Origin of the sequence: Austwickia chelonae NBRC 105200, assembly GCF_000298175.1 — a bacterium.
In the GTDB taxonomy this organism is placed as follows: domain Bacteria; phylum Actinomycetota; class Actinomycetes; order Actinomycetales; family Dermatophilaceae; genus Austwickia; species Austwickia chelonae.
The window spans coordinates 631,801-658,141 of sequence record NZ_BAGZ01000008.1 but is presented as its reverse complement, the minus strand read 5'-3'; the positions used below and the strand labels follow the sequence as shown (position 1 = coordinate 658,141).

The following is a 26,341-nucleotide window of genomic DNA, read 5'->3' as shown; positions in this document are numbered from 1 at the left end:
CGAGACACCGATGCGACCCCATCGGCACCGACGGGATCACTTTGACCCACATTCTTTTTCGAGAATCCCTCAGTGGGCGGGCCCGGATGGGACCAGAAAGTTTCCCGAAGCACCTTTCTAGGTCAATTGACATCAAACAGCATCAAACGCCATATTTATGGGGTGAAGCGCATCAAAACGGTCATATCGCGCCTAGGTGTCCTCGCCGCCCGTCTGGCAGCACTCGGCCTGCTCACCCTGAGCACACACTGGTTCGCCCAGGACGCCTGGCAGACCGCACCGACCGCGAACACGAGCCCGGCAGCAGCCATCCAGTGCTTCACCGCCGCGATCACCTCCGGGATCACCGGCTGGCTGCTGTGCATCCACCTGGCCTGCGCGGCAACACAGATCCCCGGCGCAGTCGGCGCCACAGCTCACACCCTCGTCGAGCGGAGCACCCCCGCCACGATGCGACGGCTGGCCGCACTCACCCTGGCCACCACTGCATGGGCACCCCAAGCCCACGCATCCACCCCTGGCCCTGGCCCTGGCCCTGGCCCTGCCGGGATCGTCGCGACCGCTCCCTCCACCCACCGGTCCACGGCCGTCGAACTCCCCCTGCCCGATCCCGGGCTACGTCCACGCCACCGCACCCTCGACCAAGCGGGACGGATGAAAAGCGTCACCGTCCGCCCCGGAGACACCCTCTGGCAGATCGCCGCCCACCATCTCGGGGATCAGGCCACCCCGGCCCAGATCGCCGTCGAATGGCCACGGTGGCTCGCCGCCAACCGGACGGAACTCACCGATCCGTCCTCCCTTCGCCCCGGACAGACCCTCATCGCCCCCCTCAGCCCGAAAGCCCCACGATGACCACCGCTGCGCCCGCGTCCCTCCACATCCGCCCGCTTTCGGACATCGCACCGCCGCCGATCACCGACGCCACCTGGGTTCCCTTGTCCGTCACCCGCGCTGCGGTCGGTACCGTTCAGGACGAGCTCCCCCTGGAAGAGCCTGTCCGCCGCCCCAGAAACCGTCCTTCGGCCACCACCGACCGACTCTTCGAGCGCCGCCCCACCTCCACCGCCGATCTCCCGGACGCGCCACAGTTCGTCGCTCGGATGGCCGTCGCGCTCACCGAGATCTCCGCGGGTGCACGCCCTGCGGCCCAGGTGATGCGTCACTGCTCACCGAAAGTCTTCGAATCCCTGCTGCGTCGTCAGGCGCACCAGGTCGGACGGTCCCCCGCGCGTCGCGCCGTAGTGGTCAGACGAGTCCGGGTGTGCGACGTCCGTGACGGCATCGTGGAAGCCACCGTCGTCCTGGCAGACAAATACCGGGTGCGACCCCTGGCCCTTCGGATGGAAGGGCTCGACGGCAGGTGGATCATCACCGCCCTCGAGATGGGGTAGCACCCGGTACAGAGCCCGGCCTCATCGGACCGGGTCGGGGACTCAGGCCTTACGGCGCTTCCGCGAGGCCCGGCGCTCAGCGCGGCTCAACTGGTCGCCGGAGTCCGTCCATCCGCCCGAAAGGGTCTCATCGTGCTCCTCGATCGACCCGTCGTCCGAGGGGGCGCTGTAGTGCAACGACGTGGACTTGTGCGCCTCGAGACCCTTGGCGTGCACCTCGGGGACCTCTTCCTCGGCGGCGGCCGCCGCGACCATCGAGGCGTCGACCTCGACGTTGAACAGGAAACCGACAGACTCCTCCTTGATGCCGTCGAGCATCGCGTTGAACATCTGGTAGCCCTCGCGGGAGTACTCCACCACCGGGTCGCGCTGAGCCATCGCACGCAGACCGATGCCCTCCTGGAGGTAGTCCATCTCGTACAGGTGCTCCCGCCACTTACGGTCGAGGACCGCGAGCACGACCCGCCGTTCCACCTGCTTCATCACCGGCTCGGTGAGCTCCTGCGTCCGCCGGTCGAAGGCGTGCAGGGCGTCCGAGGCGAGTTCCTCGCGGAGGATCTCCGCGGTGATCCCGGCACGCCCTCCGACAGCGTCCTCCAATTCCTCGAGGGACAGGGTCATCGGGTACAACTGCCCCAAGGCTTCCCAGAGGGTGTCCAGATCCCAGTCCTCGGCGAAGCCCTCGGCCGTCGCGACATCCACATAGGAATCGATCGTGTCGGTGATGAAATGCACCATCTGGTCGTGCATGTCCTCACCCTCGAGGACCCGACGCCGCTCGCCGTAGATCACCTTGCGCTGGGTGTTGAGGACGTCGTCGTACTTCAGGACGTTCTTCCGGATGTCGAAGTTACGTCCTTCGATCTGGCTTTGCGCGCTCTGGATCGAGCGGGTGACCAGTTTCGACTCGATCGGGACCGAATCCTCCAGATTGGTCCGGGCCATCAATCGTTCGACGACGGCTCCGTTGAACATCCGCATCAGCTCGTCCTGCAGGGACAGGTAGAAACGGGACTCTCCCGGGTCACCCTGCCGCCCCGAACGGCCGCGCAACTGGTTGTCGATCCGCCGTGACTCGTGCCGTTCCGTACCCAGGACGTAAAGGCCACCCAGCCCCATCACGTCCTGGTGCTCGGCCTTGACCTCCTCCTCGGCACGGGCCAGGGCCTGGTCCCAGGCGGCCTCGTACTCCTCCGGTGTCTCCTCCGGGGAGAGCCCTCGGGACTTCAATGCGCTGACCGCGATGAACTCGGGGTTACCACCCAGCATGATGTCGGTACCACGACCGGCCATATTGGTGGCCACCGTGACTGCGCCACGACGCCCCGCATCGGCGACGATCGCCGCCTCACGCTCGTGCTGTTTCGCGTTCAGGACGCTGTGGCGCACCCCGTTCTTCGACAACTCCTGGGAGAGATATTCACTCTTCTCCACCGAAGTCGTGCCGACCAGTACCGGCTGGCCCTTCTTGTGCTTCACGACGATGTCCTGGACCACCGCGTCGAACTTGGCCTTCTCCGTGCGGTAGATCAGATCCGGCTGGTCGCGGCGGGCCATCGGACGGTTCGTCGGGATCGGCACCACACCCAGTTTGTAGATCTGGTGGAGCTCCGCCGCCTCGGTCTGTGCGGTGCCGGTCATCCCGGACAGCTTGGCGTACAACCGGAAGTAGTTCTGCAGGGTGATCGTGGCCAGGGTCTGGTTCTCGTTCTGGATCTCGACACCTTCCTTGGCCTCGATCGCCTGGTGCATCCCCTCGTTGTACCGACGGCCGGGAAGAATACGTCCGGTGTGCTCGTCGACGATGAGCACCTCGCCCTCGATGACGACGTAGTCCTTGTCCCGCTTGAACAGTTCCTTCGCCTTGATCGCATTGTTCAGGTAACCGACCAGCGGGGTGTTCACGCTCTCGTAGAGATTGTCGATACCCAGCAGGTCCTCGACCTTCTCGATGCCCTGCTCGAGCACGCCGACGACGCGTTTCTTCTCGTCGATCTCGTAGTCACCGGTGGGCAGGATGCCCCGGACCCGATCCCCCGGACGCCCCCGGTGCAGGTGTTCGACGATCTTCGCGAACTCGCTGTACCACTTCGTGGCCTGGTCGCTGGGACCGGAGATGATCAACGGCGTACGTGCCTCGTCGATGAGGATCGAGTCGACCTCGTCGACGATCGCGAAGTTGTGACCGCGCTGCACCATCTCCTCGGTGGCCCAGGCCATGTTGTCGCGCAGGTAGTCGAAGCCGAACTCGTTGTTGGTGCCATAGGTGATGTCCTTGGCGTATTCCGCCCGACGCTCCGCAGGTGTCATCTTGGCCAGGATGCACCCGGTCTCCAGACCGAGCATCCGGTGGACGCGGCCCATCAGATCCGACTGGTACTGCGCCAGGTAGTCGTTGACCGTGATGACGTGGACGCCCCGTCCCTCCAAAGCGTTCAGGTAGCTCGGCAGGGTCGCGACCAAGGTCTTACCCTCACCGGTCTTCATCTCGGCGACATTCCCGAAGTGCAGTGCGGCCCCGCCGACCAGCTGCACGTCGAAGTGCCGCTTACCGAGAGTGCGCTTGGCCGCCTCACGGACCGCGGCGAAGGCCTCCGGTAGGAGACTGTCCAAGGTCTCCCCGTCGGCGAGTCGACTCCGGAACCGGTCGGTCTCCTCCCTCAGCTCCGCGTCCGACAGCGTCTCGAAGTCGTCCTCGATAGCATTGACCTGGGCTGCGAAGCCCTGTAAGCGCCGGAGCTCGCGTCCCTCACCGGCGCGCAGGATGCGATCGACGATCTTCGCCACGACATACTCTCCCAAGGGATACAGGTCACGTTCTCACAGAGGCGGCCACCTGCCAGGCGGCTGCGCAGCGACAAGGACGTGTCGGACAGTGACACCGTTATGCGACCCGGGAAAAGCACGGTCGCACGACATACGGCGGGCTCCAGCCTAGACGACGCGGCAGAAGCCCATCCACAGGTCCGGTGGTGAGTCCACCGAGGCACCCGTCCGGTTCGTCAGGCGTCGGGCCCCCGACCGGTCACCAACAGGTCCGCCTCGGCGGGATGACGATCGATCCATCCGGCGTAGAAAGAACACTGCGGATCCACCAACAGACCGCGTGCGCGCACGTCCGCCAGCGAAGCCTGGGCGAGCATCCCGGCGATCCCCCGACCGCCGAAACGATCCGGCACCTCGGTGTGGGTGAAGGTCACCACATGCCCGGCCAGCACATAGTCGGCCCGACCGACCACCTGATCGCCCTCGAGCGCTTCCCAGCAGGAATCCTGTTCACGGTGTTCGACCCTGATCTGCGACATGAGCGCAGCATGGCATATCGACCTGGGCGGGACATCCGGGGCATCCGGGGCCGACGGCGAGACCGCCACCTCTTCTCAGCGCACGACCGTCCGCCCCGTCTGTACCCGGTCGAGCCCCAGGAAAAGCGCCAACGAGGAGAGCTCGGCCGCCAGAGCTCCCATCGCGGCTCCCCCTTCCTGGTATCTTCCCGGTTCCCAGTAGACCGAACTCACGCGCAGTATCCCGGCGCGGCGGTCGGCCCGCAGGTCCACTCTGGCCACGAGATCGTCCCCCCACAGGAAAGGCATCACGTAGTAGCCGTAGACCCTCTGCGGTGCAGGGATGTAGAACTCCAGGCGGTAATCGAAGCCGAACAGGGCGCGGACCCGGTCACGTTGCCAGATCAACGAATCGAACGGACTGAGCAGAGCACGTGCCCGGACCGGGCGCCCCGGTAGCCGAGCCTCCCGGTGCACGAAGGCCGGTTTACGCCACCCCTCGACCCGCGCCGGGAGCAGGACCCCCTCGTCACACAATCGACGAATCGCCGGACGGGCCTGGGCGCAGGACAACCGGGCGTAGTCCCGCAGACACGATTCGGTGCCCACACCGTGCGCCCGGGCCGCCAGCTCCACCAGCGCGCGTACCGCCTCGTCCTCAGGAAGCGGGTCGTCCCCCATCGGACCCTGCCGCCGCACCGCCTCGGGCAGCACCGCTTCCACGACGGAGTATTGGCGTTCGAACTGACGATTCCGGCCGGAGCTGGTCACCCTGCCCGCCCAGAACAGGTGTTCCAGAGCCGATTTCACCAAGGACCAGTTCCACCCCCAGTCCTTCTCCGCCGATTTCACCTCCTCGTGCGCCACTGCGGCTTCCACCTCACGAGAGGTCATCCCCGGATGACGCGCCACCTCGCGGTACACCAGCTCCACCAGTTCCGGATGCTCTCGGGCGACGCGGCGCATACCCGACCACGACTCCGTCCACGCCCTGCGCATCCGGAACCCGAACAGAGGCCAGAGTTCCGGGGAGATCAACGACGCCTCGTGCGCCCAGTACTCCACCAGGTGACGACGCCCCAGCGGATCGCCATCCCGCAATTCGTCCACCCACGCCGGATCGTACGGCCCCAATCTGGAATAGAACGGCAGGTAATGACTGCGGGTCAATGCGGTCACACTGTCCAACTGAACGATCTGCACCCGTTCTGCGACCGCTCGGACATGCTGACGCCGGACCGCGCCACGAGGACGATGCCGCGCGCCGAAACCCTGAGCGTCCAGCGCCATCCGTCGTGCCTCGACCAGGCTCAGCTCGCGGAGCCCCTCAGCCGCGGTCATCGCTCCGCCGTCACCCGGGGGAATGTCGAGGACGTGGCTCACGTCCGTGATCGTCCACCAGGTGCTCCCGCACCGCGTACATCGCCGCTTCCACCCTGCTGTGCAACTGCAATTTCTCCAGGATCGAACGGACGTGGTTCTTCACAGTGTTCTCCGAGATGAACAGCGTCCTGGCGATCTCCCGGTTGCCCATGCCCCGGGCGACGTGCACCAGGACCTCACGTTCCCGGTCGGTGAGTCGAGCACCTCCGCCGCCTGAGGTCTCGTCCTGCCGGGCCAGACTCGCGAACTGGCGCATCAGACTCGCCGCCATCGTCGGGGAGACCAGGGAGCCACCCCACCGCAACGTCCGGATCCCGGCGACGACCTCCTCAGGAGGAACGTCCTTCAACAGATAGCCGTTGGCCCCCGCACGCACCGCATCGAACAGGTCCTGTTCGTCGTCGCTGGTGGTCAACATGATGATCTGGATCTCCGGGTGATCCCGTTTGATCTGCTCGCAGGCCTCGATCCCGTTCATCCGAGGCATCCGCACATCCATGACGACGACATCCGGACGGTGTTCGTTGACCGCCACGATCGCAGCCCGACCACCATCGGCCTCCGCCACCACCTCGATGTCCTCCTCCTGGGAGAGCACCAGATCGAGGCCGCGCCGGTAGAGCACATGGTCGTCCACGATGACGACCCGGGTCAGACCGGGAGAAGACAGCGAGGAGTCATCCGCGACAAAGCTCACCCGGCCATCATGGCATGACCGTCCAGGACGCTCGGGTCAGGCCAGCCACCCGGACACCGGCGAGAAGCCTCCCTCGAGGAGACGACGCGGCACAGCGAAGCGGGGTGCGCCGGAAATCCTTCCGACGCACCCCGCGACAAGACCGATCAGCGGATCAGGGTCACACTTCGGCCGAAGCGTCCAACGAGATCACCCCGTAATCCCACCCGCGACGCCGGTAGACGACACAAGGCCGTTGGGAATCGCGGTCGATGAACAGGTAGAAGTCGTGCCCGACCAGCTCCATCTCGTACAACGCCTGGTCCAGCGCCATCGGCACCGCTTGGTGGACCTTCTCCCGCACCTGCACGGGAAGGTCCCCCTGGGCGCCCAGTTTCTCCTCCAACGGGCTGCGCTCGTCGACCTCCTCCGTGGGGAGCACCGCTCCTCCCGCATCGAGGGTCACGACGTCGAGGTCGGCGGTCGCGCCGTCCAGGTCCGGGCCGCCCCTGCGCCGCACCTTACGCTTGTCGCCCGCCCTGCGCAGCCGCTCGGTGAGCTTCTGCAACGCCAGGTCCATCGCTGAATACTTGTCGTCGGCATAGGCCTCGGCCCGAATCACCGGGCCCTTGGCGATACAGGTGATCTCGACACGCTCGCTGCCCTTCGGGGCGGCCTTGCTGGTCTCGTGACTGACCACGACGTCGATCCGTTGGGTACGCGGCGCATACTGTTCGACTTTGGTCAGTTTCTCGCTGAGGATCTGGCGGAAACGATCCGAGATCTGGACGTGGCGGCCGGTGACAGTGATCTCCATGGTGACCTCCTGGTGAGGCGTGAGTTGCTACGACGACAACAGAGAAGAACGGGGGCAGGCATTCCCCCTCTCGACACCCCGGAAAACGATGAACGCCCCGGACCTCCGGCGACAGCCGGTGGCGGGACGTCCTTCCATACCGAGATTCTAGGACACCAGGCCCTCGACGACCAGGACCTTCACCATACTGATGGGGGATATTCAGGTAACTCCCAGCCGTCACGGAGTGGTCGCCACACAGGCCGCAGACACCGCGACAGCTCCTGCCGCCCAGGCAGCCCGAGCCGCCTCGGCCAGGGTCGCACCGGTCGTCACGATGTCGTCCACCACGACCACCGTGGCCCCGGCGAGCACCTCGGCACCGGCGAAAGCGCCGGCCACATTGCCCGCCCTGGCCCGCGCCGAGAGCCCTGCCTGGTCGGAGACCGCGCGAACCACCCGCAACCCTCGCGCCTGGCACCCCTCGCCCTCCGGTCCGAGCCGGGAGCGCATCGCCGGGGGGAGCCGACGCACCGCCTCACGGGTCAACGCCACCAGGGGCTCGTCCCCTCGCAACCGTCGAGCACGAGCTCCGGAAGGAACCGGCACCACCACGATCCCTCCCGGTGCAGGGCTACGCCCGATCGCCCGGGAGAGCGGAGACACCAGCAACTCCGACAGGGGCTGGACCAGATCACGACGACCGCCGTCCTTGTAGACCGACAGCGCCCGACGCAGCGGCCCGGTGTACTCCGCGGCGGCCCAGCTCTGCGGATAACCGGCGACGGACGGCCGTTCGACGGTCAGCCAGGCACCGTCCGAGCCCGAACGGCGCACCTCCGCTCGGCACAGGGCGCACCATCCGGTGTCACCACGCCCGCATCCGGCGCAGCTCTGCGGAAGAGCCAGATCCCATGCCATTCGCACCGCTTCACGCACGTCCATGGCAGACAGGCTCCCCCACCCAGGACGCCGGAGAGCCGACGACCCCGACCCCTGTGGACCACAAAACCTGCACGAATTCCCCTTGGGGACGACGTCGGGCCGAACCCTCAAGGCGCCATGACATCGGTGGCCGCAACAGCCTCCTGCCAGCGCCCGGCGATCGACAGGCGCAGCCGACCGTCGCCCCCCACGACGCCCAGCTGCCCGGCGCCCAGAGCAACGATCCCCTTCGCCCCCGGCACCGGCGGAAGTTCCAAGACCTCGGTGCGTCCTTCCAGACCCACCGAGAGCGCCCGCAACTCCTGGCCCTGGGCCGCCCGCCCGAGGACAGCCAACTGGTAGGGCGACGACCAGGTCAGATCGACCGCGTCCACGACCCGCCCACCCAGGAAGACCGGCGCGGTCAGGCTCTGGGGGCGCTCGTCCTGTCCTCTGACCACCCCGCTCACCGCGATCCGCAGTCGACCGTCCCGCTCCCTCAGCAGCATCGCCAACCGTTGCGAATCGGTCGAGACCGACATGTTCAACACCGTCGCACCGCCCAGCCAAGGTGCCTCGATCTGCCTGGCCGGCGTCTTCTCCACCTCACCACGGGTGTCGATCACCCAGATGCCGGCGCCCCCGGACGGAAAGGCACCGCCCACCCACAGACCGTGATGACTGTCATAGGTCGGACGGGTCATCCCGACAGCGAAAGGCGGCTGGGTAGCCGACTGCCCCGGGCTGCTCGGATCACCGTTCTGCCGCCACCTCAACAGCGCCCGCCCGTCGGCCGAGACCGCGGCGATGTCGTGCATGTCCGAGGACACCGCCAGTTTGCTGTACGCCGGATCGATCGAAGGCAGATAGGGACCCTGGGCATTCGACTTCCCCGAGCGCAGATCACCGGAATGCATCGGCATCAGCCTCGCGCCCTGACGGACCACCACCCAGCCGGGGTTCGGTCCCGGCGCCGTCTGATAACCCAACTGGCTCAGCTCGTTGGGCGGTGCGGAGACCCCGATCACCTCCAACGGACGGTCGTCCACCTGGAGGGAAACCCCCGCGACCGCAGAGACCTGGGTCATCGTGGTGATCGCCTGAGCCAGGGCAGCCCGTCTTTCCTCGGCCCGACTGTCCAGAGCTGCCGAATTCAAATCCAACCTGGCCAACCCGTCCTGTACGGTCACCGCATCGGCCGACAACTTGGTCAAAGTCGGGAAACCGGTGGTGACCGCGCCCTGCAGATACGGCGGGATCGGATCGAGCTGCGCCCGGGCAAGCGCCGTGAGCAATGCCCCCGACACGGGGAAGAAACGACGGTCGGGAATGATCGTCCGCCCGATCGGGGAGGAATATCCCACGGTGAACGGCTGGTGGGAGCGGTCGAAGTAGAAAGTGTCCAGCCACACCCCGAAGTCCTCCGGGAGCTGCGAGATCCGCCACTGTCCGTTGACCCGGGCCAGATGGAACTCGACAGACCGCTCCTCCGGGGTCACATACTCGGTATAACGGCCGTCAACACCGAGAACCGCTGTGACCTGGGCATTCACCGTGACTGTGAGGTGTTCTTTCGCTTCTTTCCCCGGCCGGATCGTCAGTGCCCGCTTCCCCGAGTACAGATAGGACGGGTGCGCCCGGGGAACCCACCGCTCAGCGGTGCCCGGCGCCAGATATTCCCGGGCAGCCCGGTAGTCCTCGCTCTGCGCCGAACCGTCCAACAGGAAACCCGAGACGATGCTCTGCGGGTCGGCCCCCTTCTGCGGGCCCACAGGATGCTGCCGGACCGGCGCCAACAACGGCTGCGAGACATTGTCCCCGGGCATGACCTCGCTGCTCACCGGAAGACCGCCACAGGCCGAAGTGCCCAGGAGAGCGCTCACCGCCAGCAGGGCACCCAGGCGGGCCCGTCGACGACCTGAGCTGCTCCGAGCGGTCACTCCTTCACCTCCGGGTTCTCCTGGCGCATCGTCCGGGCGTGGGCCTCCAGTTCCGCGAGACCTTCGATCTCGGCGAGTTCCTCCGGCGGAGGCATCCGGTCGAGGTCGTCGATCTCGTCGGTGGGCGGCTTGGCACCATCCGTCGGCTCAGAGCCCGCGCTCGGGTCCACCGCTGCGGCTGCGTTCTCCGCCACGGCGGATTCCTCGGATGACGGGTCGGCGGGTATCTCGTCCGGCTCTGTGCCGAGAGCGGCCACCACGGTAGCGCCCAGCACGGTGGCGCCCGGCGCCGCAACTGCCGAGGAAGTCTCCTCGGCGGGGAGGATGGGCTCACCGATCGGCTGCCCGTCCGGGGATTTCTGCGGCTTGGGATCGGTGAGAGGCAACGGCGAGTAACCGATGGGACGACCTGCGACGCGTGGAAGGGTCAGTCTGAACCGGGATCCTTCTCCCGGCTCGCCCCAGGCCTGCAGCCAACCGTCGTGGAGCCGGGCGTCCTCCATGGCGATGGCCAACCCCAGCCCGGTGCCCCCCGTGGTCCGTTTCCGGGACGGATCGGCCCGCCAGAACCGGGTGAAGACCAGATCGGCCTCGCCGGGGCGTAGGCCGATCCCGAAATCACGGACGGCGACGGCGATCGCGCTGTCGTTGCCGGCGATCTCCACCCGCAGGGGTCGCCCTTCCCCGTGCTCCAAGGCGTTGGAGACGAGATTGCGGATGATCCGTTCGACCCGGCGGGGGTCCATCTCCGCACGCAGGGGTTCGTCCGCCCCGACCAGCAGGACGCTGCTCCCCTTGTGTTTGGCCAGTTCCGCAGTGCCGGCGAGTACCCGGTGCACGACATCCCTGATGTCGGCATTGTCCCGGTCGAGATTGGCCGCCCCGGCATCGAACCGGCTGATCTCCAGGAGGTCTGCCAGCAGGTCGCCGAAACGCTCGACCTCGGCGTAGAGGATCTCCGTCGATCGGGAGGACACCGGGGGGAAGGCCGACCGGTCGTCGTGGATGACCTCAGCGGCCATCCGGATGGTGGTCAGGGGGGTGCGCAGTTCGTGGGACACGTCCGAGACGAATCGCTGCTGGACCGCGGAGAGATCCTCGAGTCTGGAGATCTGGGCCTGCAGGGTGTCTGCCATGTCGTTGAAGGCCGCCGCCAATTTGGCCAGGTCGTCCTCGCCCTTGATGTCCAAGCGCTCGTTCAACCGCCCGTTGGCCAGTCGACCGGCGACCACCGCGGCCTCCCTGACCGGATCGACGACCAGTCTGGTGACCACGTGGGAGATCAGGCCGACCAGGACCGCGAAGATCACCACACCGAGCAGGAAGGTCCGTTCCACCATGTTCAGGATCTGTTCCTGGCGGTCCATGGGGTAGACGTAGTACAGCTCGTAGTCCCCCGCCTCGGGGATCCGCACGATCGCACCGATGAGCACCGCGGAGACCCGGTCCTCGCCGCGCGGGATGCTGACGATCTTGACCTGCTGCCGGGACGGGTCCTTGGAGATCGCCTCACGGATGTCGTCCGGCACGATCTTCGGATCGATCCCCGTCTCGAGTGTGGGCAGGTTCATGTCGCGGGAGGAGTTGCTCCTGGCCTTGGTGAGGATCAGGTCTCGGGTGCTCTCCCCGCGCTGTGATTCCTGCTGACGGATCAGGTCGTAGGCCGTCTGACGCAGGCTCTCGCTGTCGAGTTTGTCGGTGGTCGCGAGTTTCGCCTGGATCTCACGGGTTCCCGCTGCGGCTTCCTCACGGGTGCTGACGATGCGGTCCTGGACGAGCCCGTCGGCGATCCGTTGATACAGGTATGTCTGCAACAGACCCATGACCACGAGACAGAGCACCACGGTGGCCGTCACCACCCGGAATTGCAGGCTCGATCGCCATTGACGGGCCACCCAGGAAGAACATCTCCGGGCGCCCTCGGTGGTCAGGTGCAGTGCTCTGCGGGCGGCGTCGACCACCCAGGTCGTCCGCGAAGGAGGCGTGTCCGACGATGGAGTGTCCGACATCACGATCAGCTAGGGCCCGCCTTGTAACCGACACCACGCACCGTGACCACGATCTCGGGATGCTCGGGATCCTTCTCTATCTTGCTGCGCAGCCGCTGCACGTGCACGTTGACCAAGCGGGTGTCCCCGGCATGGCGGTAACCCCAGACCTGTTCCAGGAGCACCTCCCGGGTGAACACCTGCCACGGTTTACGGGCCAGCGCCACCAGCAGTTCGAACTCCAGCGGAGTCAGCGGGACGACTTCCTCTCCCCGCTTCACACTGTGGCCGGCGACATCGATGACGAGGTCACCGATGGTGAGGCGCTCAGGTTCGGGGTCTTCACCGCGACGCAGACGCGCGCGCACCCGAGCGATCAGTTCCTGCGGTTTGAAGGGTTTGAGGACGTAGTCGTCGGCGCCGGACTCCAATCCGACGACCACGTCGATGGTGTCGGTCCGGGCCGAGAGCATGACGATCGGCACCCCGTTGTCGGCGCGGATCCGTCGGCACACCTCGATGCCGTCCATGCCCGGCAGCATCACGTCGAGCAGCACCAGGTCGGGTTTGAGCTCCCGGGCAGCGTCCAGGCCGGATGGACCGTCGGCGCGGTGGACGACGTCCAGGCCCTCCGCGCGCAGAATGATCCCGAGCATCTCTGCCAGTGCCAGGTCGTCGTCGACGACGAGCACGCGTGCTTTCATGCCTGTTCCCTTCTCCCCTGCTGTCCCGGGTCGAATAGTACCTGTTCACAAGTGCTCTGGTCGGATAAGCCAAGGTCAGACGGGAAATGGGGGCCGTCGTGCGGGGTTCCTGCCCCGGCTCGGCCCTGCTTCAGTAGCGGTAGTGCTCGGGTTTGTACGGTCCGTCGACCGGCACGCCGAGGTAGTCGGCCTGGGTCGGGGTGAGGGTGGTCAGCCGGGCTCCGAGCGCGTCGAGGTGCAGCCGGGCGACTTTCTCGTCGAGCGCCTTGGGCAGGACGTGCACGCCCAACGGGTAGTTCTCCGGTCTGGTGAACAGTTCGATCTGCGCGATGGTCTGGTTGGCGAAGCTGTTGCTCATCACGAAGCTGGGGTGACCGGTGGCATTGCCCAGGTTGAGCAGTCGTCCTTCGGAGAGCAGGACGATCGAGCGGTGGGGCCCGTGCGTGTCGGCCTCGAAGGTCCATTCGTGGACCTGGGGTTTGATCTCGGTCTTCGTCACACCGGGGACGCGGGCGAGCCCGGCCATGTCGATCTCGTGGTCGAAGTGGCCGATATTGCCCACCACGGCCTTGTCTTTCATCGCGAGCAGGTGTTCGGTGCGGATGACGTCGCGGCAACCGGTGGTGGTGACGAAGATGTCACCCTGTCCGACCACGTCCTCCAGCCGGGCGACCTGGTAGCCGTCCATCGCGGCCTGGAGTGCGCAGATCGGGTCGATCTCGGTGACGATCACCCGGGCTCCTTGTCCGCGTAAGGACTCGGCGCAGCCTTTGCCGACGTCTCCGTATCCGCAGACGACTGCGGTCTTCCCGCCGATGAGGAGGTCGGTGGCCCGGTTGAGTCCGTCGACGAGGGAGTGCCGGCATCCGTATTTGTTGTCGAATTTGGACTTGGTGACCGAGTCGTTGACATTGATGGCGGGGAAGAGGAGCTGACCGCGTTCGGCGAGTTGGTAGAGCCGGTGCACCCCGGTGGTGGTCTCCTCGGTGACGCCTCGTATGTGGTCGGCGACCCGGTGCCAGCGCCTCCGGTCGGTGGCGAGGGATGCGCGGAGCAGGTCCTTGACGACGGCGGCCTCGGCGGAGTCCTCGGCGGTGGTCGGCGGTACCGATCCGGCATCCTCCCAGGCCCGGCCCTGGTGGACGAGCAGGGTGGCGTCACCGCCGTCGTCGAGGATCATGTTGGGGTGGACCTCGGCGCCGTGTCGGTCCTCCGGCCAGGTGAAGATCTTCTCGGTGCACTGCCAGTACTCCTCGAGGCTCTCCCCTTTCCAGGCGAAGACGGGGACTCCGCGGGGATCCTCGGCGGCACCCTCCGGCCCCACGACGACGGCGGCCGCGGCCTCGTCCTGGGTGGAGTAGATATTGCAGGAGGCCCACCGGACCTGCGCGCCCAGGGCGACGAGGGTTTCGATGAGCACCGCGGTCTGGACCGTCATGTGCAGGGATCCGGCGATGCGCGCGCCGCGGAGGGGGCGGAGGTCGGCGAACTCGGCACGGATGGCCATCAGGCCTGGCATCTCGTGTTCTGCGAGGCGGATCTGGTGTCTCCCGGCAGGTGCGAGGCTGAGGTCCTTGACCTGGTGCTCTGGGGCCATCGGTGGGTCTCCCGACATGAGGGGGCGCCTGCGCATCATTGCGAATCAGGCCTGATATCAGTGTAATCCGGACGATCTTCTTGATTGGATGTTGTCTTGGGCCTTCCGGATGTACACCGCTGATCTGTGATCGGTCAGGTCCGGTGCCCTACAGTCGCTGCATGCTTCCCCTTCTTGCCTCCACGGCTGTGCAGGTCGACCGGTGAGCGGCGGGCTCGTCGCACTGCTGGACGACATCGCCGTCCTGGCCAAAGCAGCCGCGGCCTCCGTGGACGATGTCAGCGCGGCTGCCGCCCGGGCCAGTGCGAAGGCTGCCGGGGTGGTCGTCGACGATGCGGCGGTGACTCCTCGGTATGTCACCGGGTTCACTCCCGACCGGGAGCTGCCGATGATCAAGCGGATCGCCGTGGGTTCCTTGCGGAACAAGCTCCTGTTGATTCTTCCGTTGGCCTTGTTGCTGAGCCAGTTCGCGCCCTTCCTGCTCACTCCGCTGCTGATGGTGGGCGGTACCTATCTGTGTTTCGAGGGAGCGGAGAAGATCTGGGAGAAGGTCTCCGGGCACGGCCAGCTACCCGAGGAGACGGCCGGGGAGCGCGGCGCCGATGCCGAGGAGGAGATGGTCACCGGGGCGATCCGCACCGATTTCATCCTGTCGGCGGAGATCATGGTGATCGCACTCAACGAGGTCGCGACCCAGCCTCTGCTCTCCCGGGCGATCATCCTGGTGGTCGTGGGCATCCTGATCACCGTCGGTGTCTACGGCGTGGTGGCTCTCATCGTGAAGATGGACGACATCGGGTTGTACCTGGCCGGTAGGCGGTCCCGGTCTTCACGGCAGGTGGGGCAGGCTCTGGTGCGGGGAATGCCGCGTCTCCTGGCCGGGCTGGTGTCATTGGGCACCTTGGCCATGTTGTGGGTGGGTGGCCACATCCTGCTGGTCGGCGCGGACACTCTGGGATGGCGGGCGCCTTACGGCGTGTTGCACCATGCCGAGGAGGCGGTGCGTCAGGCCACCGGTTCTCTCGCCGGACTGCTGGGGTGGCTGACGAACACTTTGGGGTCTGCCGCGGTGGGCCTGGTCGTCGGCGCGGTAGTGGTGGCTCTCCTCCATCTGCGCCCGGGCTCTTCCGCGCACTGATCCGGGGCGCTGTCGGCGGCCCTGCCCGGCCGGCGGTCGGTGGTCGGCGGGGTTCAGGGTGCGGGGTCGGCGTAGACCACGACATTGTCCCGGTAGCTGCGGCCTTGTCCGGTCTGCAGTACCGGCCCGCCGCAGGTGATCAGGGCCAGTTGTCGCCGCCCGGTGGCCTCGAAGGCGGGCAGCGCGTCCTTGTGGTGTACGGAGGATGCGCTGACCCGCCACCGGTAGACCTGGCCGGCGGCATCGGTGGTGACGACCAGTTCACGAGGTCGGATACGGTGCAGTTCGGCCAGTGCGCCTCGTCCGACACCGGAGAAGTTGACGTGGCCAGCCAGCAGGGTGGTTCCGGTGGTCGCGGACATCTCCGGGCCGTCCCGCCACCGGCCTACTGTCGCGGGGTCTCCGGGGATGACCAGGGCACCTGATCCGGCGATGTCCTCGTCCTGGACGGGGGCGTCGATCCCCAGCGCGGGGATGCCCAGGCGCCGAGGCCCGTAGGTTTTGATCGGCGTCGGATCGGGCGGTTCCGGGTCGGAGGCGTGTCCGAGTGCTCTTTCGTCGAAGGTCGCTGCAGGCAGGGGTGCTGCTTCCGGGTCACGGTCGATCCCCTGCAGGAACAGTCCGGCACCGGTGGCGGCCACCGCCAGAGCGAGTATTCGCAGCGTCCGGCGGTGGCCGTTCCTTCTGTTCTCCGAGGGAGGCACCGGGGTCACCGGGTCCGTGCTTCCCTGGGTCAGCGTTCTTCCCGCCGTCCGACGAGGAGAAGAACGAGACCGGATGCGGCGATCAGCCCGAGGCCTGCGGCGACGAGACGCCATTCGGGTCCGCCCTCGTCAGGCACACCGGTGTCGACATAGCGGGGTGAGCCGATATTCCGTTTCGTCACCGGCACCGGAGTGGCTACGCCGGGACGATAGGGGGTGGCTCCGGCGGGAGGCGTGGTCGGCAGCCCACTGTTCGTGGGCGCGACCGTCGCTCCGGAGGTGCTGGTGGTGGTGCTCGAATCGGGTGTCGTGGCCGGCATGGTCGGCAATGGCGGTCGACTTGTCGTGGACGAGGTCGATTCGGTGGTGGTGCTCGAATCGGGTGTCGTCGCCGGCGCGGTCGGCAGCGGTGGCCGGCTCGTCGTGGAGGTGGAGCTCCCCGGGATCGAAGCGCTTGACAACGGAGGGGTGACAGTCATGGTCGCGGTGACTGTCACGGTTGTGGTGACTGTCCTGGGCCGGGGGGGACGAACCGGCGGCGTTTGTTCTCCTCCGCCGGTCCCGCCGGCAGAGAGCAGCTCGGTCTTCACCGGGATTGCGCCATTGCCGACGACGACCTTCCCGGAATTGGTGTAGGACTTCAAGGTTCCGTCGGTCATCCGGGAGACGCCCAGCAGCATGGGAACGCTGCCGACATGCTGGGAAGTGGGTTTGAGAGTGACCACTATCTCCTTCGGGCTGCAGGAGATGATGTCGTAGTGAGTCGGCCTGTGGAAACCGATCCCTTGACCGTCCAGCCTTCCCCCGACATTCCGTTTCCCACTGAGCATCACGGCATAGCCGCAGATGATCTCCTGGCCAGGCCCGGGAGTATCGACAAAGGTCATCGGACGGGTGGAGGTGATCTTGGGCCCGATGATGCCCCACAGGATGTTGGACCCTGCGGGGACGCCCGGCGCCAACGGCGACTTCAACCACGTGGCCCACTTGGTCGCGGTCTTCGACAGGTCGTTGGGATTCTTCTCACCGACGATGATCGTGTCCTTGAAGACGGAAGTTCCCACCCGGAAGGTCAGGTCGTTCGGCCCGGGCTTCAACTCCTTGGCAAAAGTCACCGTGAAATAGGCGGACCCATGGACCTTGATATGACTCTGGGCGTAATCGGTCATGGTGAAGGTCACCGTCTGGCCCTGGATGACCGCCTTTGCCACGACCGTCTTGTCGGGGGCCTCCAGGTTGAAACCGGTGCCGCCCAACGGCTTGAGCTGGTCAGGGAGGACCAGGGTGAAAGTATCGCCCCCGCGGGTTCCGTCAGGAACGCTCCACGTCATGTCCAAGGTCAGGCTGTCTCCCTGAGCGCCTTTCTCTTCCCGGATGTTCACCGAGGTGATGGCCTTCTCGATGACGCCGGCGTGGGACCACAACGTCGGGGAGGACAAGGCGAGGAAGACGGCCAGGACTCCGGCGATCGCACGGGGAAGAAAATGGCTTTTATCTATCGAAGAAGGAGTGCTCATTTTCAAGTTCTTTCCTGAAAACCGGTCAGCACTGCCGGAAGTTATTTCCCCTGGCCGGAGAGTGTCGGCCGCCGTTATTCAACGAGCCACGGAGACCCTGACCGGGCCATCATAACCACCTGAAAACCGTATGGAAACTGTAACATTCGTTCAATACACACAGGTGACAAGAAATGAATATATTGCATTCCACATGCAGGTAATTTTACCTAAAAATAAAGGGAGGCCCTTTTCCTCCAAAAAAGAGGAAAAGGGCCTCCTGGTCGAGGAAGCACTCAGCTCCGCGCTGCCTCCACCCCCAGAAGAGCGTTCTCGAGGACCTCGGTGAGCGCCGGATGGATCCAGTACTGTCCCCGGGCGACCTGCGACACCGTCTGCCCGAAGGACATCGCCTGGATCAACGGCTGGATCAACGTCGACGCCTCGACCCCCAGGATGTGCGCGCCCAACAGCTCACCGGAGGACGGATCGGCCAACACCTTGCAGAAACTCTCCACATCCTCCATCGCCCAGCCGTAAGCGGTGTCCCCATAACGCTGCACCTTCGAGACGAAAGGCACCCCCCGCTCGCGAAGCTGCTGTTCGGTTGCCCCCACCGAGGCGATCTGCGGGATGGTGAAAACCGCGGAGGGCACCGCCCGGTGGTCGAACGGGCGCAGATCCTGCGGATGCGTCAGGTTGTGCGCCACCACCCGCGCCTCATGGTTCGCGACATGCTTGAGCTGATAAGGCGAGCTGATATCCCCCAACGCCCAGACCCCCGGCACCGTCGTCCGGCCGAATTCGTCCACCACGATCCTGCCGTCAGGACGCATCGCCAACCCGGCCGCGCCAACGTCCAGATCGGCGCTGTTCGGTGCCCGGCCCGTCGCCACCAACAGCACTTCCCCACAGGCAGACGACCCATCGGCCAGGGTCACCTCGATCTGCCCCTCACCCTGACGGACCGCGGAGACCGGCGAGTTCAACCGCACATCCCAGCGTGCCCCCGCGATCCGGGTGAAAGCTGCCGAGACCTCCTCGTCCTCCTTCCGCAGCAGAGCCGGCCCGCGCACCACGAGAGTGACCTTCACCCCCAGGTCGGAGAAGACATGAGCGAATTCCGCAGCGATGAAACCGCCACCCAGGATCACCATGGACTCGGGCAGCTCCGCCAGACGCATCACGTCGTCAGAAGTGTGATAGCGCACCCCGGATTCCGCAACGACCTTCGGTACCACCGGGCTGGACCCGGTCGCCACCACGATCTGGTCGGCAGACAACGCCACCTCGCCCCCGTCGTTCAACGAGATCGCCAGTTCCTTCGGCCCGGTGAACCGGGCCCGGCCGGCATAAGTCCTGGTGTTCTCCCCCTGGCGACGGTATTCGTATCCCCCCTCGGAAATGGGATCGATACGCCCGAAGACCCGATCACGGATGTCAGGCCACCGCACACCCTCCACCCGGGCGTCCACACCGTACCGGGAGGACTCCCGAGCGACATGGGCCACATGCGCCGCATAGACGAACATCTTCGTGGGGATACAACCCACATTGAGACAGGTTCCCCCGAAAGCCCCCGACTCGATGACAGCAACCTGCTTGTCAGCGAAATCAGGAGTGATCAGGGAATTACCCGATCCGGAGCCGATGATGGCAAGGTCGACATGATCCACACCATCCAGGGTAACGGGGCCGAAGAACCACGGAAAAAGACTGACCAGCCGTCACCGACGGGTGTGATCGCGCAGTTCTGCGATATGCCGTGAGATCGCCGGATCGATCCCCAGCCCGATGGCCAGATAAGTAGAGGTGAAGTCCGTCGTCGCCATCAGCCCGGCGAGCCTCGCCAACGCAGGGCCCGGTTCCGGGGACACCGTCAGCACCCGCACCCCGGCGTCCTCCGCAGTGGCGACCACCCCGTCGACCAGAGCCGCTCGAGCCGCCACCTCCGGAGTGTCGATACTCTCCGGCTCGTCCCGCAAGAGCAGCAGACCCAGCTGCGGTTGAGCCGGACCGTCCAGGAAAGGATCGGCGAAGATATCCCGCTCCCGGGGAAAAGCGACACCGTCGCCCCCTCCTGCGGTGAACGGCCCGTCGAAGGTCGCCACCACCTGGGAAGCCGCGTCGGGCAGAGCACCATGGGTCGCCGGCAGCCGAGCCGTCCGCGCCAGCATCGAGGCCGCACGATGAGCTGCCACGCCGCCCAGGTCCCCCTCCCCCAGGACCACCGGAACGGTCTCCGCCAACTGCAGCGCCAGGACCTTCGCCGGGTTGACGAAAGCCTCCGAGGACGGCCGACAGGTCTCCGCACACTCGTCCAACCGATCGGCCACCTGCTGGAGAAGAGCGTCGGACACCTCCACGATGCCCAGACGATCAGCAGCCATCAACACAGGAGTGACCATCGACCACAAGGCCGTCCGGCTGGAGATCCGCCCCCGGCCGGAGTCGATGTGCACACCCCTGGCCTGAGCACACACCGCCGCCAACGGCGACTCGGCCGCACCCACCGTGACCAACGCCGCCCCGCGACGGGCAGCCTCCGCCGCCACCGCCAACGGACCGGGAGCGCGCCCGGACAGCGACACCGCCACCACCAGGTCCAGAGGGCCGACCCAGCCAGGAAGCGGGACATTCCGCCGAATAGTCACCGGCACCGGAGAACCCGGCTCGGCAAGAAGATCGAGGATGTCACCGACTACGGCCGAACCACCCAGGGAAGCCACCAGCACCGAACGCGGGCGCCCCTGCCCCGCCAGACGATCGACCCCGGCCTCGACAGCCAGCGTCATCGCCTCACGGACCTGGGCGCCAGCCGTCGCCAACGCCCGCAAGGTGTCCCGAGAATCCAGCTCCGCCACTCGCCTCGCATCGTCCAGCGCGGCCTCGTCGATCATCGGCACCAGCGACCTCCCCTGCCTGAATACTGAACTCCGATCGTGGCCGTCCCCGAACTCCAGGACGGTCAGGACTGCTGTACGACGGCCTCGTCGGGAAGGAGTACCGGGATGCCCTCCTCGATCCGGTACCGGCATCCGGCCTCACCCTGCACACAGGGCCCCGCACAGATCAGCACCGGGGCACCGTCCGGGTCGACACCGTCGGCCAGGACACCCCGGCACCGCGGACACCGCAGGATCTCCCGCAACCAAGGCTCCACCGGGGCGGACATCAGCCCTGCCCCCGCACGATGCTCAGGACCTCATCGCGGACGTCCGCCATCGTCGACTCGTCCACAGCCTCCACGTTCAACCGCAACAACGGTTCGGTGTTGCTCGGCCGCAGGGAGAACCACCACTTCGGCGACCCCTGGTACTCCACGGTCACCCCGTCGAGACGGTCGACGTCCACCCCTTGCGCCTCGGCCCAGTCCAGGACGGCCTGGGTGGCCGCGGCCGTATCGGACACCGTCGAGTTGATCTCACCCGAAGCGGCATACCGGTCGAACTCGGCCACGAAACGGGACAGCGGAAGATCCTGCTCGCCCAACGCCGCCAGGACATGCATCGCCGCCAGCATCCCGGTGTCCGCGAACCAGAAGTCCTGGAAGTAGTAGTGGGCGGAGTGCTCCCCGCCGAAGACCGCGGTCTCCTCGGCCATCGTCTTCTTGATGAAGCTGTGCCCGACCCTGGTCCGCACACCCCGCGCACCCTGCTCGGCGATGACCTCCCGGACCGCATGGCTGCAGATGACGTTGTAGACCACGGAGATCTTCTCGGCAGGCACCCCGAGGGCGACCTGCTTGGCGATCTCCCGGGCAGCCACCAAACCTGTGATCGCCGACGGGCTGACCGGGTCCCCCTGCTCGTCGACGACGAAACAGCGGTCCGCGTCGCCGTCGAAGGCCAGCCCCAGGTCGGCCCCTTGTTCCACCACCGCGCGCTGGAGATCACGCAGGTTCTCCGGCTCCAACGGATTGGCTTCGTGATTGGGGAAGGTACCGTCGAGCTCGAAGTACAGGGGCACGATCTCCAGGGGAAGGTCGCTCAACACCGCAGGCACAGTGTGCCCGCCCATCCCGTTGCCGGCGTCCACGACGACCTTCAGGGGCCGGATCTGCCGTAGATCGACCAGCTCCCTGAGGAAATCGGCGTACTCGGGCAACAGGTCACGCTCGACGATCTCACCAGGTTCACCGGGCGCCGGGACATCCTGCTCGCCGTCGACAATCGCCTGCGCGACCGCGGTGATCTCCGCCAGACCGGTGTCCTGTCCGACCGGGCGCGCCTGGGAACGACACATCTTGATGCCGTTGTACCGGGCAGGATTGTGGCTGGCGGTGAACATCGCTCCGGGCAGGCCCAACGAACCCGACGCAAAATACAGCCCGTCGGTGGAGCACAGGCCGATCAACGTGACCGGGATACCGAAGGCCGCGACGCCCTCGGCGAAGGCTCTGGAGAGCTCAGGGGAGGAAGGCCGCATGTCATGGCCGACCACCACACCGGGAGCCCCGTCGGGGAGCGCCACCACCTGGGCAAAAGCTGCCCCGATAGCCCGCGCCACGTCGGCGTCCAACTGGTCGGGGACCGTGCCGCGCACGTCATATGCCTTGATGAAATCCGAAAGCCTGCGATGGGTCACACGGAAAGCCTATCCGCAACGAGCCTCTCGAGGGGCAAGGGGCCGGGCGCCCGCGCCTCGGAGCAGCGACCTCTCAGATGTCGCGCAGGACCCGTAGCTGAGGGCGGCCCAAGGGCGCCGGCTTGGTGGCCGGACGGCCCCCGGCCGTACCGGAGAACCGGTTTTCCTCGTCCTCGCCGTCCTGGCGCCGCTGCGATTCACTGACCCGCGCGGGCGGGCGGGCGCTGACCGCATCGGCCACGGCGAGCAGGTCGTCGACCTCCCCGCGTTCCACCAGGTCGCCGACCAGGCGGATGACCTCCCACCCCTGCGGCACGGTCAAGCGCATCGCATGGGTAGCGCACAGGTCGTAGGTGTGCGGCTCGGGGAAGGTGGCCAGAGGGCCGAGCACCGCTGTCTGCTCGGCGTAGTTGTACGTCAGTGTGGCGACAGCCGCCCTGGAACAAGCGGTCTTCGAACACCGACGCATGACAGTCACGCTTAGGAGGGTAACCCCCCGGTGGCTTCTGCGCCGACGCGGGCCCACGGGGCGTGTCGTCAGGACGCTCGTCCTTGGACGGCCAGGGCCCCGTCGGACGTTAGAGTGGAGACATGCTGCGACCGTCCTCAGCGCACCCGGCACGCGCCCCGCGTGTCAGTCGAGACCGGCACGGTCGCGGCGTGCGCGGCCCTCTGGCCTGGCCACTTGTGCCTGCCGTCCGTTCGCGCTCGGACGCCTTCGACGACATGGTGCTCGATGCGGTGGACCGTATCGAACGCAGATTCGCCAGAGGGCTGGGCAATATCGAACTGGCCGTCGAACTGGTCCCGCCCTCGGACCCGGCGCCCTGGGAACCCCAGCAGGTCCCGCTGTCCAGGCTCTTCCCGTCGGACCGCGGTCTACCCACCCGGATCGTGATCTATCGCAGACCGGTGGAGACCCGGGTCGAGGATCCCCGCGATCTGGCGTTGGTGATCAACGACATCGTGGTCGAGCAGCTCTCCGCCGCCCTGGACGTCGACCCCACAGATCTGGACCCTTCGTACGACGACCGTGGATGACCGCAGCGTCGTCCTCACACCGCGCGGCGCTTGAGCTTACGTCTTTCCCGCTCCGACAGGCCGCCCCAGATACCGAAACGTTCGTCGTTCGACAGGGCATACTCGAGGCATTCGCCACGCACTTCACAGCCCACGCACACACGCTTGGCCTCCCGGGTCGATCCGCCCTTCTCCGGGAAGAAGGCCTCCGGGTCGGTCTGCGCGCACAGTGCTCGGTCCTGCCAGGACAGCTCGCTTTCCTCGATATCGGCGTCATTGCGGTACACCAACCGCAGCTCCTGCATGGCCCCTCCTCCATGTTCCAGATGCTCTCCGGTGATCCGGGGACACGGCAGGGCACACAGCGGTACGTACCTCCACCGACCGGGTGGTCGTGAGAGCGACAACAGTGGAATTACACGTGTGCCATACAGCTCCAGTCAAGCGGAAAATCCTTATCGGACCTGGGCTTTCGTCCAAGACGGACGCCCGCATCCATGGCCGGTCAGCGGCTTTTCCCGCCGCGTCCTCCCCCAAACCGGGAAAGGTCGTCACGATCGCCGGTGACAGCAGATCACTCTCTGGACGAAAACGACCCGCGACCCCCGCTGTCGATGATTGACTGACAGCCATGGGCCTCACCGCACCTGCCGGGAAATCCGGCACCGCCGTTCTCTGCCCGCACCCCGAAGACCTCCTCCACCGCGTCGAGAGACGCGGGAGGGAACAGCCCCGGCAGCCCACGATAACGTGACCCGATGACCACACCCCGCGACATCCTCCGCGCCCTGCTGGCCGATGACTCCACCTCCCCGCGGCTGACCTGGTACGGCCCGGAAGGCGAGCGCATCGAACTCTCGGCGCGGGTGCTCGACAACTGGGTGTCCAAGGCCTCGAACCTCCTCGTCGAAGAAGCCGACCTCGCCCCTGCTGACCCGGTCCGTCTCGACCTGCCCGCCGGACACTGGCGCACCTTCTACTGGGCCCTGGCGACCTGGAACTGCGGTGGCACCCTCCACCTCGACGACGCCCCGGCCGAGGTCACCGTCACCTCGGACCCGACGGCCCTCGTCGGCGAGCGGGCCCCCGTGCAGGTCCTCGTGAGCCTGCCCGCCCTCGCCAGATCAGCCTCCGCCCCCCTTCCCGGGGGGACACTGGACGAAGCAGCAGACCTGGCCACCTACGGGGATGTCTTCGTCGACGGCGAGGACATCAGCCCCGAGGAGATCGCCCTCATCGCCCAGGACGGACAGACCTGGACCTACACCGAGCTGGCATCCGCACCGCCGAGTGCCGGGCGTCGGTTCCACCTCGACGCCCGGCATCTCACGCAACACGACCTGCTCCGCCGAGCACTCGGCGTCTGGGCACACCACGGGTCGGTGGTGATCACCCGGATCGAGGACGACGCCCTCCCGCGCATCCTCACCTCCGAAGCCGTCGACAGCTGACTGCGCCTCACGACAGGAGCCGACACGACCGGACCGGGCGCCTCAGCAGACGCGGCCCGGGTCCAACAGGGCCCAACTGTGTTGGTCCAGGACCCCGGTGATGTCGACCCCGCCACGTTCCTGCCAACGCTGCACAGCGACCCAGGTCTCGTAATCGAAGACGCCGGTCTCCCCGACGCCCAGCAGACGCTGAGCCTCCGCCACATGCGCCCCCTTGGTTCCCAGCACGAGGCTCGGATGACCGGTGTGAGGCCCGTTGGGGCAGATGTCGTGCACGAATCCGGTGGCGCCAGAAGTCCCGTCCATGGTCCTCTCCTCACGTCGTCGGCGGAGCGATGGCCGGACGGGCCAGTGGATCCCATCCGATGTGTCGACGCCTCATGTGCCGGAAAGACGCACGAGGCCGTCCCCGATCCCATCGGCCGCAAGCCACCACATGTGAGCCCCCAGCAGGACCACCCCCTAGGGGTAGATTGCCCGATATGGACAAAGTCGTCTCGAACGCAGCCGAAGCCGTCCGGGACATCCCCGACGGCGCCTCACTCGCCGTCGGAGGTTTCGGCCTGTGCGGGATCCCCCAGGTCCTGATCCGCGCCCTGCACGACCGAGGCTCCACCCATCTGGACATCGTCAGCAACAACTGCGGCGTCGACGACTGGGGCCTGGGTATCCTCCTGGCGGACGGGCGGATCCGCCGCATCCAAGCCAGCTACGTCGGTGAGAACAAGGAATTCGAACAGCAATACCTGCACGGCGAACTCGAGGTGGAACTCACTCCGCAGGGCACCCTCGCCGAGAAGATGCGCTGCGGCGGCGCAGGCATCGCCGGCTTCTACACCCTGACCGGTTCGGGCACCCAGGTCGCCGACGGCGGACTGCCCCTGATGCACGACGCCGACGGCAAGGTCGTCAAGACCTCGGCGCCCAAGGAGACCCGCGTCTTCACCGTCGACGGCGAGGACAAGGCCTTCGTCCTCGAAGAAGCCATCCGTACCGACTACGCCCTGGTCCGGGCGTGGAAGGGTGACCGGTTCGGCAATCTCGTCTTCCGCGAGGCCGCCCGCAACTTCAACCCGCCGGCCGCGATGGCGGGCAAGGTCACCATCGCCGAGGTCGAACAGCTCGTCGAGACCGGCGACATCGACCCCAATGACGTCCAGCTCCCGGGGATCTTCGTGCAGCGCGTCGTCGCGCTGACCCCGGAGCAGGCCGCCGAGAAGCGCATCGAGCGGCGCACCGTGCGCCAGAAGGAGGCCTGA

Annotated in this window: 25 protein-coding genes; 6 read left to right on the top strand and 19 right to left on the bottom strand. The window is 66.6% G+C overall.

Annotation, left to right across the window (positions count from 1 at the left end):
• Nucleotides 1–162: 162 nt before the first annotated feature.
• Together AUCHE_RS15695 and AUCHE_RS09630 are read left to right on the top strand one after the other, a co-directional pair.
• On the top strand, nt 163–855 hold the full coding sequence (locus AUCHE_RS15695) for a LysM peptidoglycan-binding domain-containing protein (protein ID WP_006503112.1): 693 nt from the start codon (nt 163–165) through the stop codon (nt 853–855).
• Complete coding sequence (locus tag AUCHE_RS09630) at nt 852–1,394, top strand: Rv3235 family protein (RefSeq protein ID WP_006503111.1); 543 nt, start codon at nt 852–854, stop codon at nt 1,392–1,394. Before AUCHE_RS15695 ends, AUCHE_RS09630 begins: the two co-directional genes overlap by 4 nt.
• Nucleotides 1,395–1,436: 42 nt before the next feature.
• Here AUCHE_RS09630 and secA read toward each other — a convergent pair whose 3' ends face one another.
• The 10 genes from secA to ahcY form a co-directional block, all read right to left on the bottom strand.
• Entirely contained in the window at nt 1,437–4,181 is a 2,745-nt protein-coding gene (secA, locus tag AUCHE_RS09625) for a preprotein translocase subunit SecA (protein ID WP_040321869.1), read from the bottom strand.
• Nucleotides 4,182–4,396: 215 nt separating this feature from the next.
• Complete coding sequence (locus AUCHE_RS09620; protein ID WP_006503109.1) at nt 4,397–4,699, bottom strand: GNAT family N-acetyltransferase; 303 nt, start codon at nt 4,697–4,699, stop codon at nt 4,397–4,399.
• A 75-nt stretch (nt 4,700–4,774) separates the two neighbouring features.
• Nucleotides 4,775–6,061, bottom strand: a complete 1,287-nt coding sequence (locus tag AUCHE_RS09615) for a winged helix-turn-helix domain-containing protein (protein WP_245706795.1) — start codon at nt 6,059–6,061, stop codon at nt 4,775–4,777.
• Entirely contained in the window at nt 6,030–6,758 is a 729-nt protein-coding gene (locus tag AUCHE_RS09610) for a response regulator (RefSeq protein ID WP_006503107.1), read from the bottom strand. Before AUCHE_RS09610 ends, AUCHE_RS09615 begins: the two co-directional genes overlap by 32 nt.
• Nucleotides 6,759–6,918: 160 nt before the next feature.
• On the bottom strand, nt 6,919–7,554 hold the full coding sequence (hpf, locus tag AUCHE_RS09605) for a ribosome hibernation-promoting factor, HPF/YfiA family (RefSeq protein ID WP_006503106.1): 636 nt from the start codon (nt 7,552–7,554) through the stop codon (nt 6,919–6,921).
• Between the two features lie 219 nt (nt 7,555–7,773).
• Nucleotides 7,774–8,478, bottom strand: a complete 705-nt coding sequence (locus tag AUCHE_RS09600; protein WP_006503105.1) for a ComF family protein — start codon at nt 8,476–8,478, stop codon at nt 7,774–7,776.
• Between the two features lie 107 nt (nt 8,479–8,585).
• Nucleotides 8,586–10,397: a GerMN domain-containing protein gene (locus AUCHE_RS09595; RefSeq protein ID WP_006503104.1), complete on the bottom strand. Its 1,812-nt coding sequence runs from the start codon at nt 10,395–10,397 to the stop codon at nt 8,586–8,588.
• Nucleotides 10,394–12,406: an MtrAB system histidine kinase MtrB gene (mtrB, locus tag AUCHE_RS09590; RefSeq protein ID WP_217994363.1), complete on the bottom strand. Its 2,013-nt coding sequence runs from the start codon at nt 12,404–12,406 to the stop codon at nt 10,394–10,396. The genes AUCHE_RS09595 and mtrB overlap by 4 nt, the downstream gene beginning before the upstream one ends.
• A 5-nt stretch (nt 12,407–12,411) precedes the next feature.
• Nucleotides 12,412–13,089, bottom strand: a complete 678-nt coding sequence (mtrA, locus tag AUCHE_RS09585; protein WP_006503102.1) for an MtrAB system response regulator MtrA — start codon at nt 13,087–13,089, stop codon at nt 12,412–12,414.
• Between the two features lie 130 nt (nt 13,090–13,219).
• Nucleotides 13,220–14,686 (bottom strand): adenosylhomocysteinase, encoded by a 1,467-nt coding sequence (gene ahcY / locus AUCHE_RS09580; RefSeq protein ID WP_006503101.1) that lies wholly within the window; start codon nt 14,684–14,686, stop codon nt 13,220–13,222.
• A gap of 202 nt (nt 14,687–14,888) precedes the next feature.
• Between ahcY and AUCHE_RS09575 the strand changes: the two genes are divergently transcribed.
• On the top strand, nt 14,889–15,824 hold the full coding sequence (locus AUCHE_RS09575) for a DUF808 domain-containing protein (RefSeq protein WP_006503100.1): 936 nt from the start codon (nt 14,889–14,891) through the stop codon (nt 15,822–15,824).
• 53 nt (nt 15,825–15,877) lie between these two features.
• On the opposite strand, the gene AUCHE_RS09570 is transcribed toward AUCHE_RS09575, so the two are convergent.
• The 7 genes from AUCHE_RS09570 to AUCHE_RS09540 form a co-directional block, all read right to left on the bottom strand.
• On the bottom strand, nt 15,878–16,537 hold the full coding sequence (locus tag AUCHE_RS09570) for a class F sortase (RefSeq protein ID WP_006503099.1): 660 nt from the start codon (nt 16,535–16,537) through the stop codon (nt 15,878–15,880).
• 20 nt (nt 16,538–16,557) lie between these two features.
• The gene (locus AUCHE_RS15690) at nt 16,558–18,045 is read right to left on the bottom strand and encodes an Ig-like domain-containing protein (RefSeq protein WP_006503098.1); all 1,488 of its coding nucleotides are present in this window, start codon (nt 18,043–18,045) and stop codon (nt 16,558–16,560) included.
• 275 nt (nt 18,046–18,320) lie between these two features.
• Complete coding sequence (locus tag AUCHE_RS09560; protein WP_006503097.1) at nt 18,321–19,700, bottom strand: mycothione reductase; 1,380 nt, start codon at nt 19,698–19,700, stop codon at nt 18,321–18,323.
• A gap of 51 nt (nt 19,701–19,751) precedes the next feature.
• On the bottom strand, nt 19,752–20,930 hold the full coding sequence (locus AUCHE_RS09555) for an SIS domain-containing protein (RefSeq protein ID WP_143114830.1): 1,179 nt from the start codon (nt 20,928–20,930) through the stop codon (nt 19,752–19,754).
• Nucleotides 20,931–20,992: 62 nt separating this feature from the next.
• Nucleotides 20,993–21,199 (bottom strand): Trm112 family protein, encoded by a 207-nt coding sequence (locus AUCHE_RS09550; protein WP_006503095.1) that lies wholly within the window; start codon nt 21,197–21,199, stop codon nt 20,993–20,995.
• Nucleotides 21,199–22,611, bottom strand: a complete 1,413-nt coding sequence (locus AUCHE_RS09545) for a phosphomannomutase/phosphoglucomutase (protein WP_006503094.1) — start codon at nt 22,609–22,611, stop codon at nt 21,199–21,201. Before AUCHE_RS09545 ends, AUCHE_RS09550 begins: the two co-directional genes overlap by 1 nt.
• A gap of 73 nt (nt 22,612–22,684) precedes the next feature.
• Entirely contained in the window at nt 22,685–23,080 is a 396-nt protein-coding gene (locus tag AUCHE_RS09540) for a DUF3499 domain-containing protein (protein WP_006503093.1), read from the bottom strand.
• A 191-nt stretch (nt 23,081–23,271) separates the two neighbouring features.
• Between AUCHE_RS09540 and AUCHE_RS09535 the strand changes: the two genes are divergently transcribed.
• The gene (locus tag AUCHE_RS09535; RefSeq protein ID WP_245706794.1) at nt 23,272–23,652 is read left to right on the top strand and encodes a metallopeptidase family protein; all 381 of its coding nucleotides are present in this window, start codon (nt 23,272–23,274) and stop codon (nt 23,650–23,652) included.
• 14 nt (nt 23,653–23,666) lie between these two features.
• Here AUCHE_RS09535 and AUCHE_RS09530 read toward each other — a convergent pair whose 3' ends face one another.
• A complete protein-coding gene (locus AUCHE_RS09530) occupies nt 23,667–23,936 on the bottom strand; it encodes a WhiB family transcriptional regulator (RefSeq protein WP_006503091.1) in 270 nt (89 codons plus the stop codon).
• A gap of 453 nt (nt 23,937–24,389) precedes the next feature.
• On the opposite strand from AUCHE_RS09530, the gene AUCHE_RS09525 reads away from it, so the two are divergent.
• Nucleotides 24,390–25,082, top strand: a complete 693-nt coding sequence (locus AUCHE_RS09525) for a TIGR03089 family protein (protein ID WP_006503090.1) — start codon at nt 24,390–24,392, stop codon at nt 25,080–25,082.
• 42 nt (nt 25,083–25,124) lie between these two features.
• Here the strand turns inward: AUCHE_RS09525 and AUCHE_RS09520 are convergent, their stop codons facing one another.
• On the bottom strand, nt 25,125–25,388 hold the full coding sequence (locus AUCHE_RS09520) for a peptidoglycan-binding domain-containing protein (protein ID WP_006503089.1): 264 nt from the start codon (nt 25,386–25,388) through the stop codon (nt 25,125–25,127).
• Between the two features lie 176 nt (nt 25,389–25,564).
• Here AUCHE_RS09520 and AUCHE_RS09515 point away from each other — a divergent pair, with 176 nt between their 5' ends.
• On the top strand, nt 25,565–26,341 hold the full coding sequence (locus AUCHE_RS09515; RefSeq protein ID WP_006503088.1) for a CoA transferase subunit A: 777 nt from the start codon (nt 25,565–25,567) through the stop codon (nt 26,339–26,341).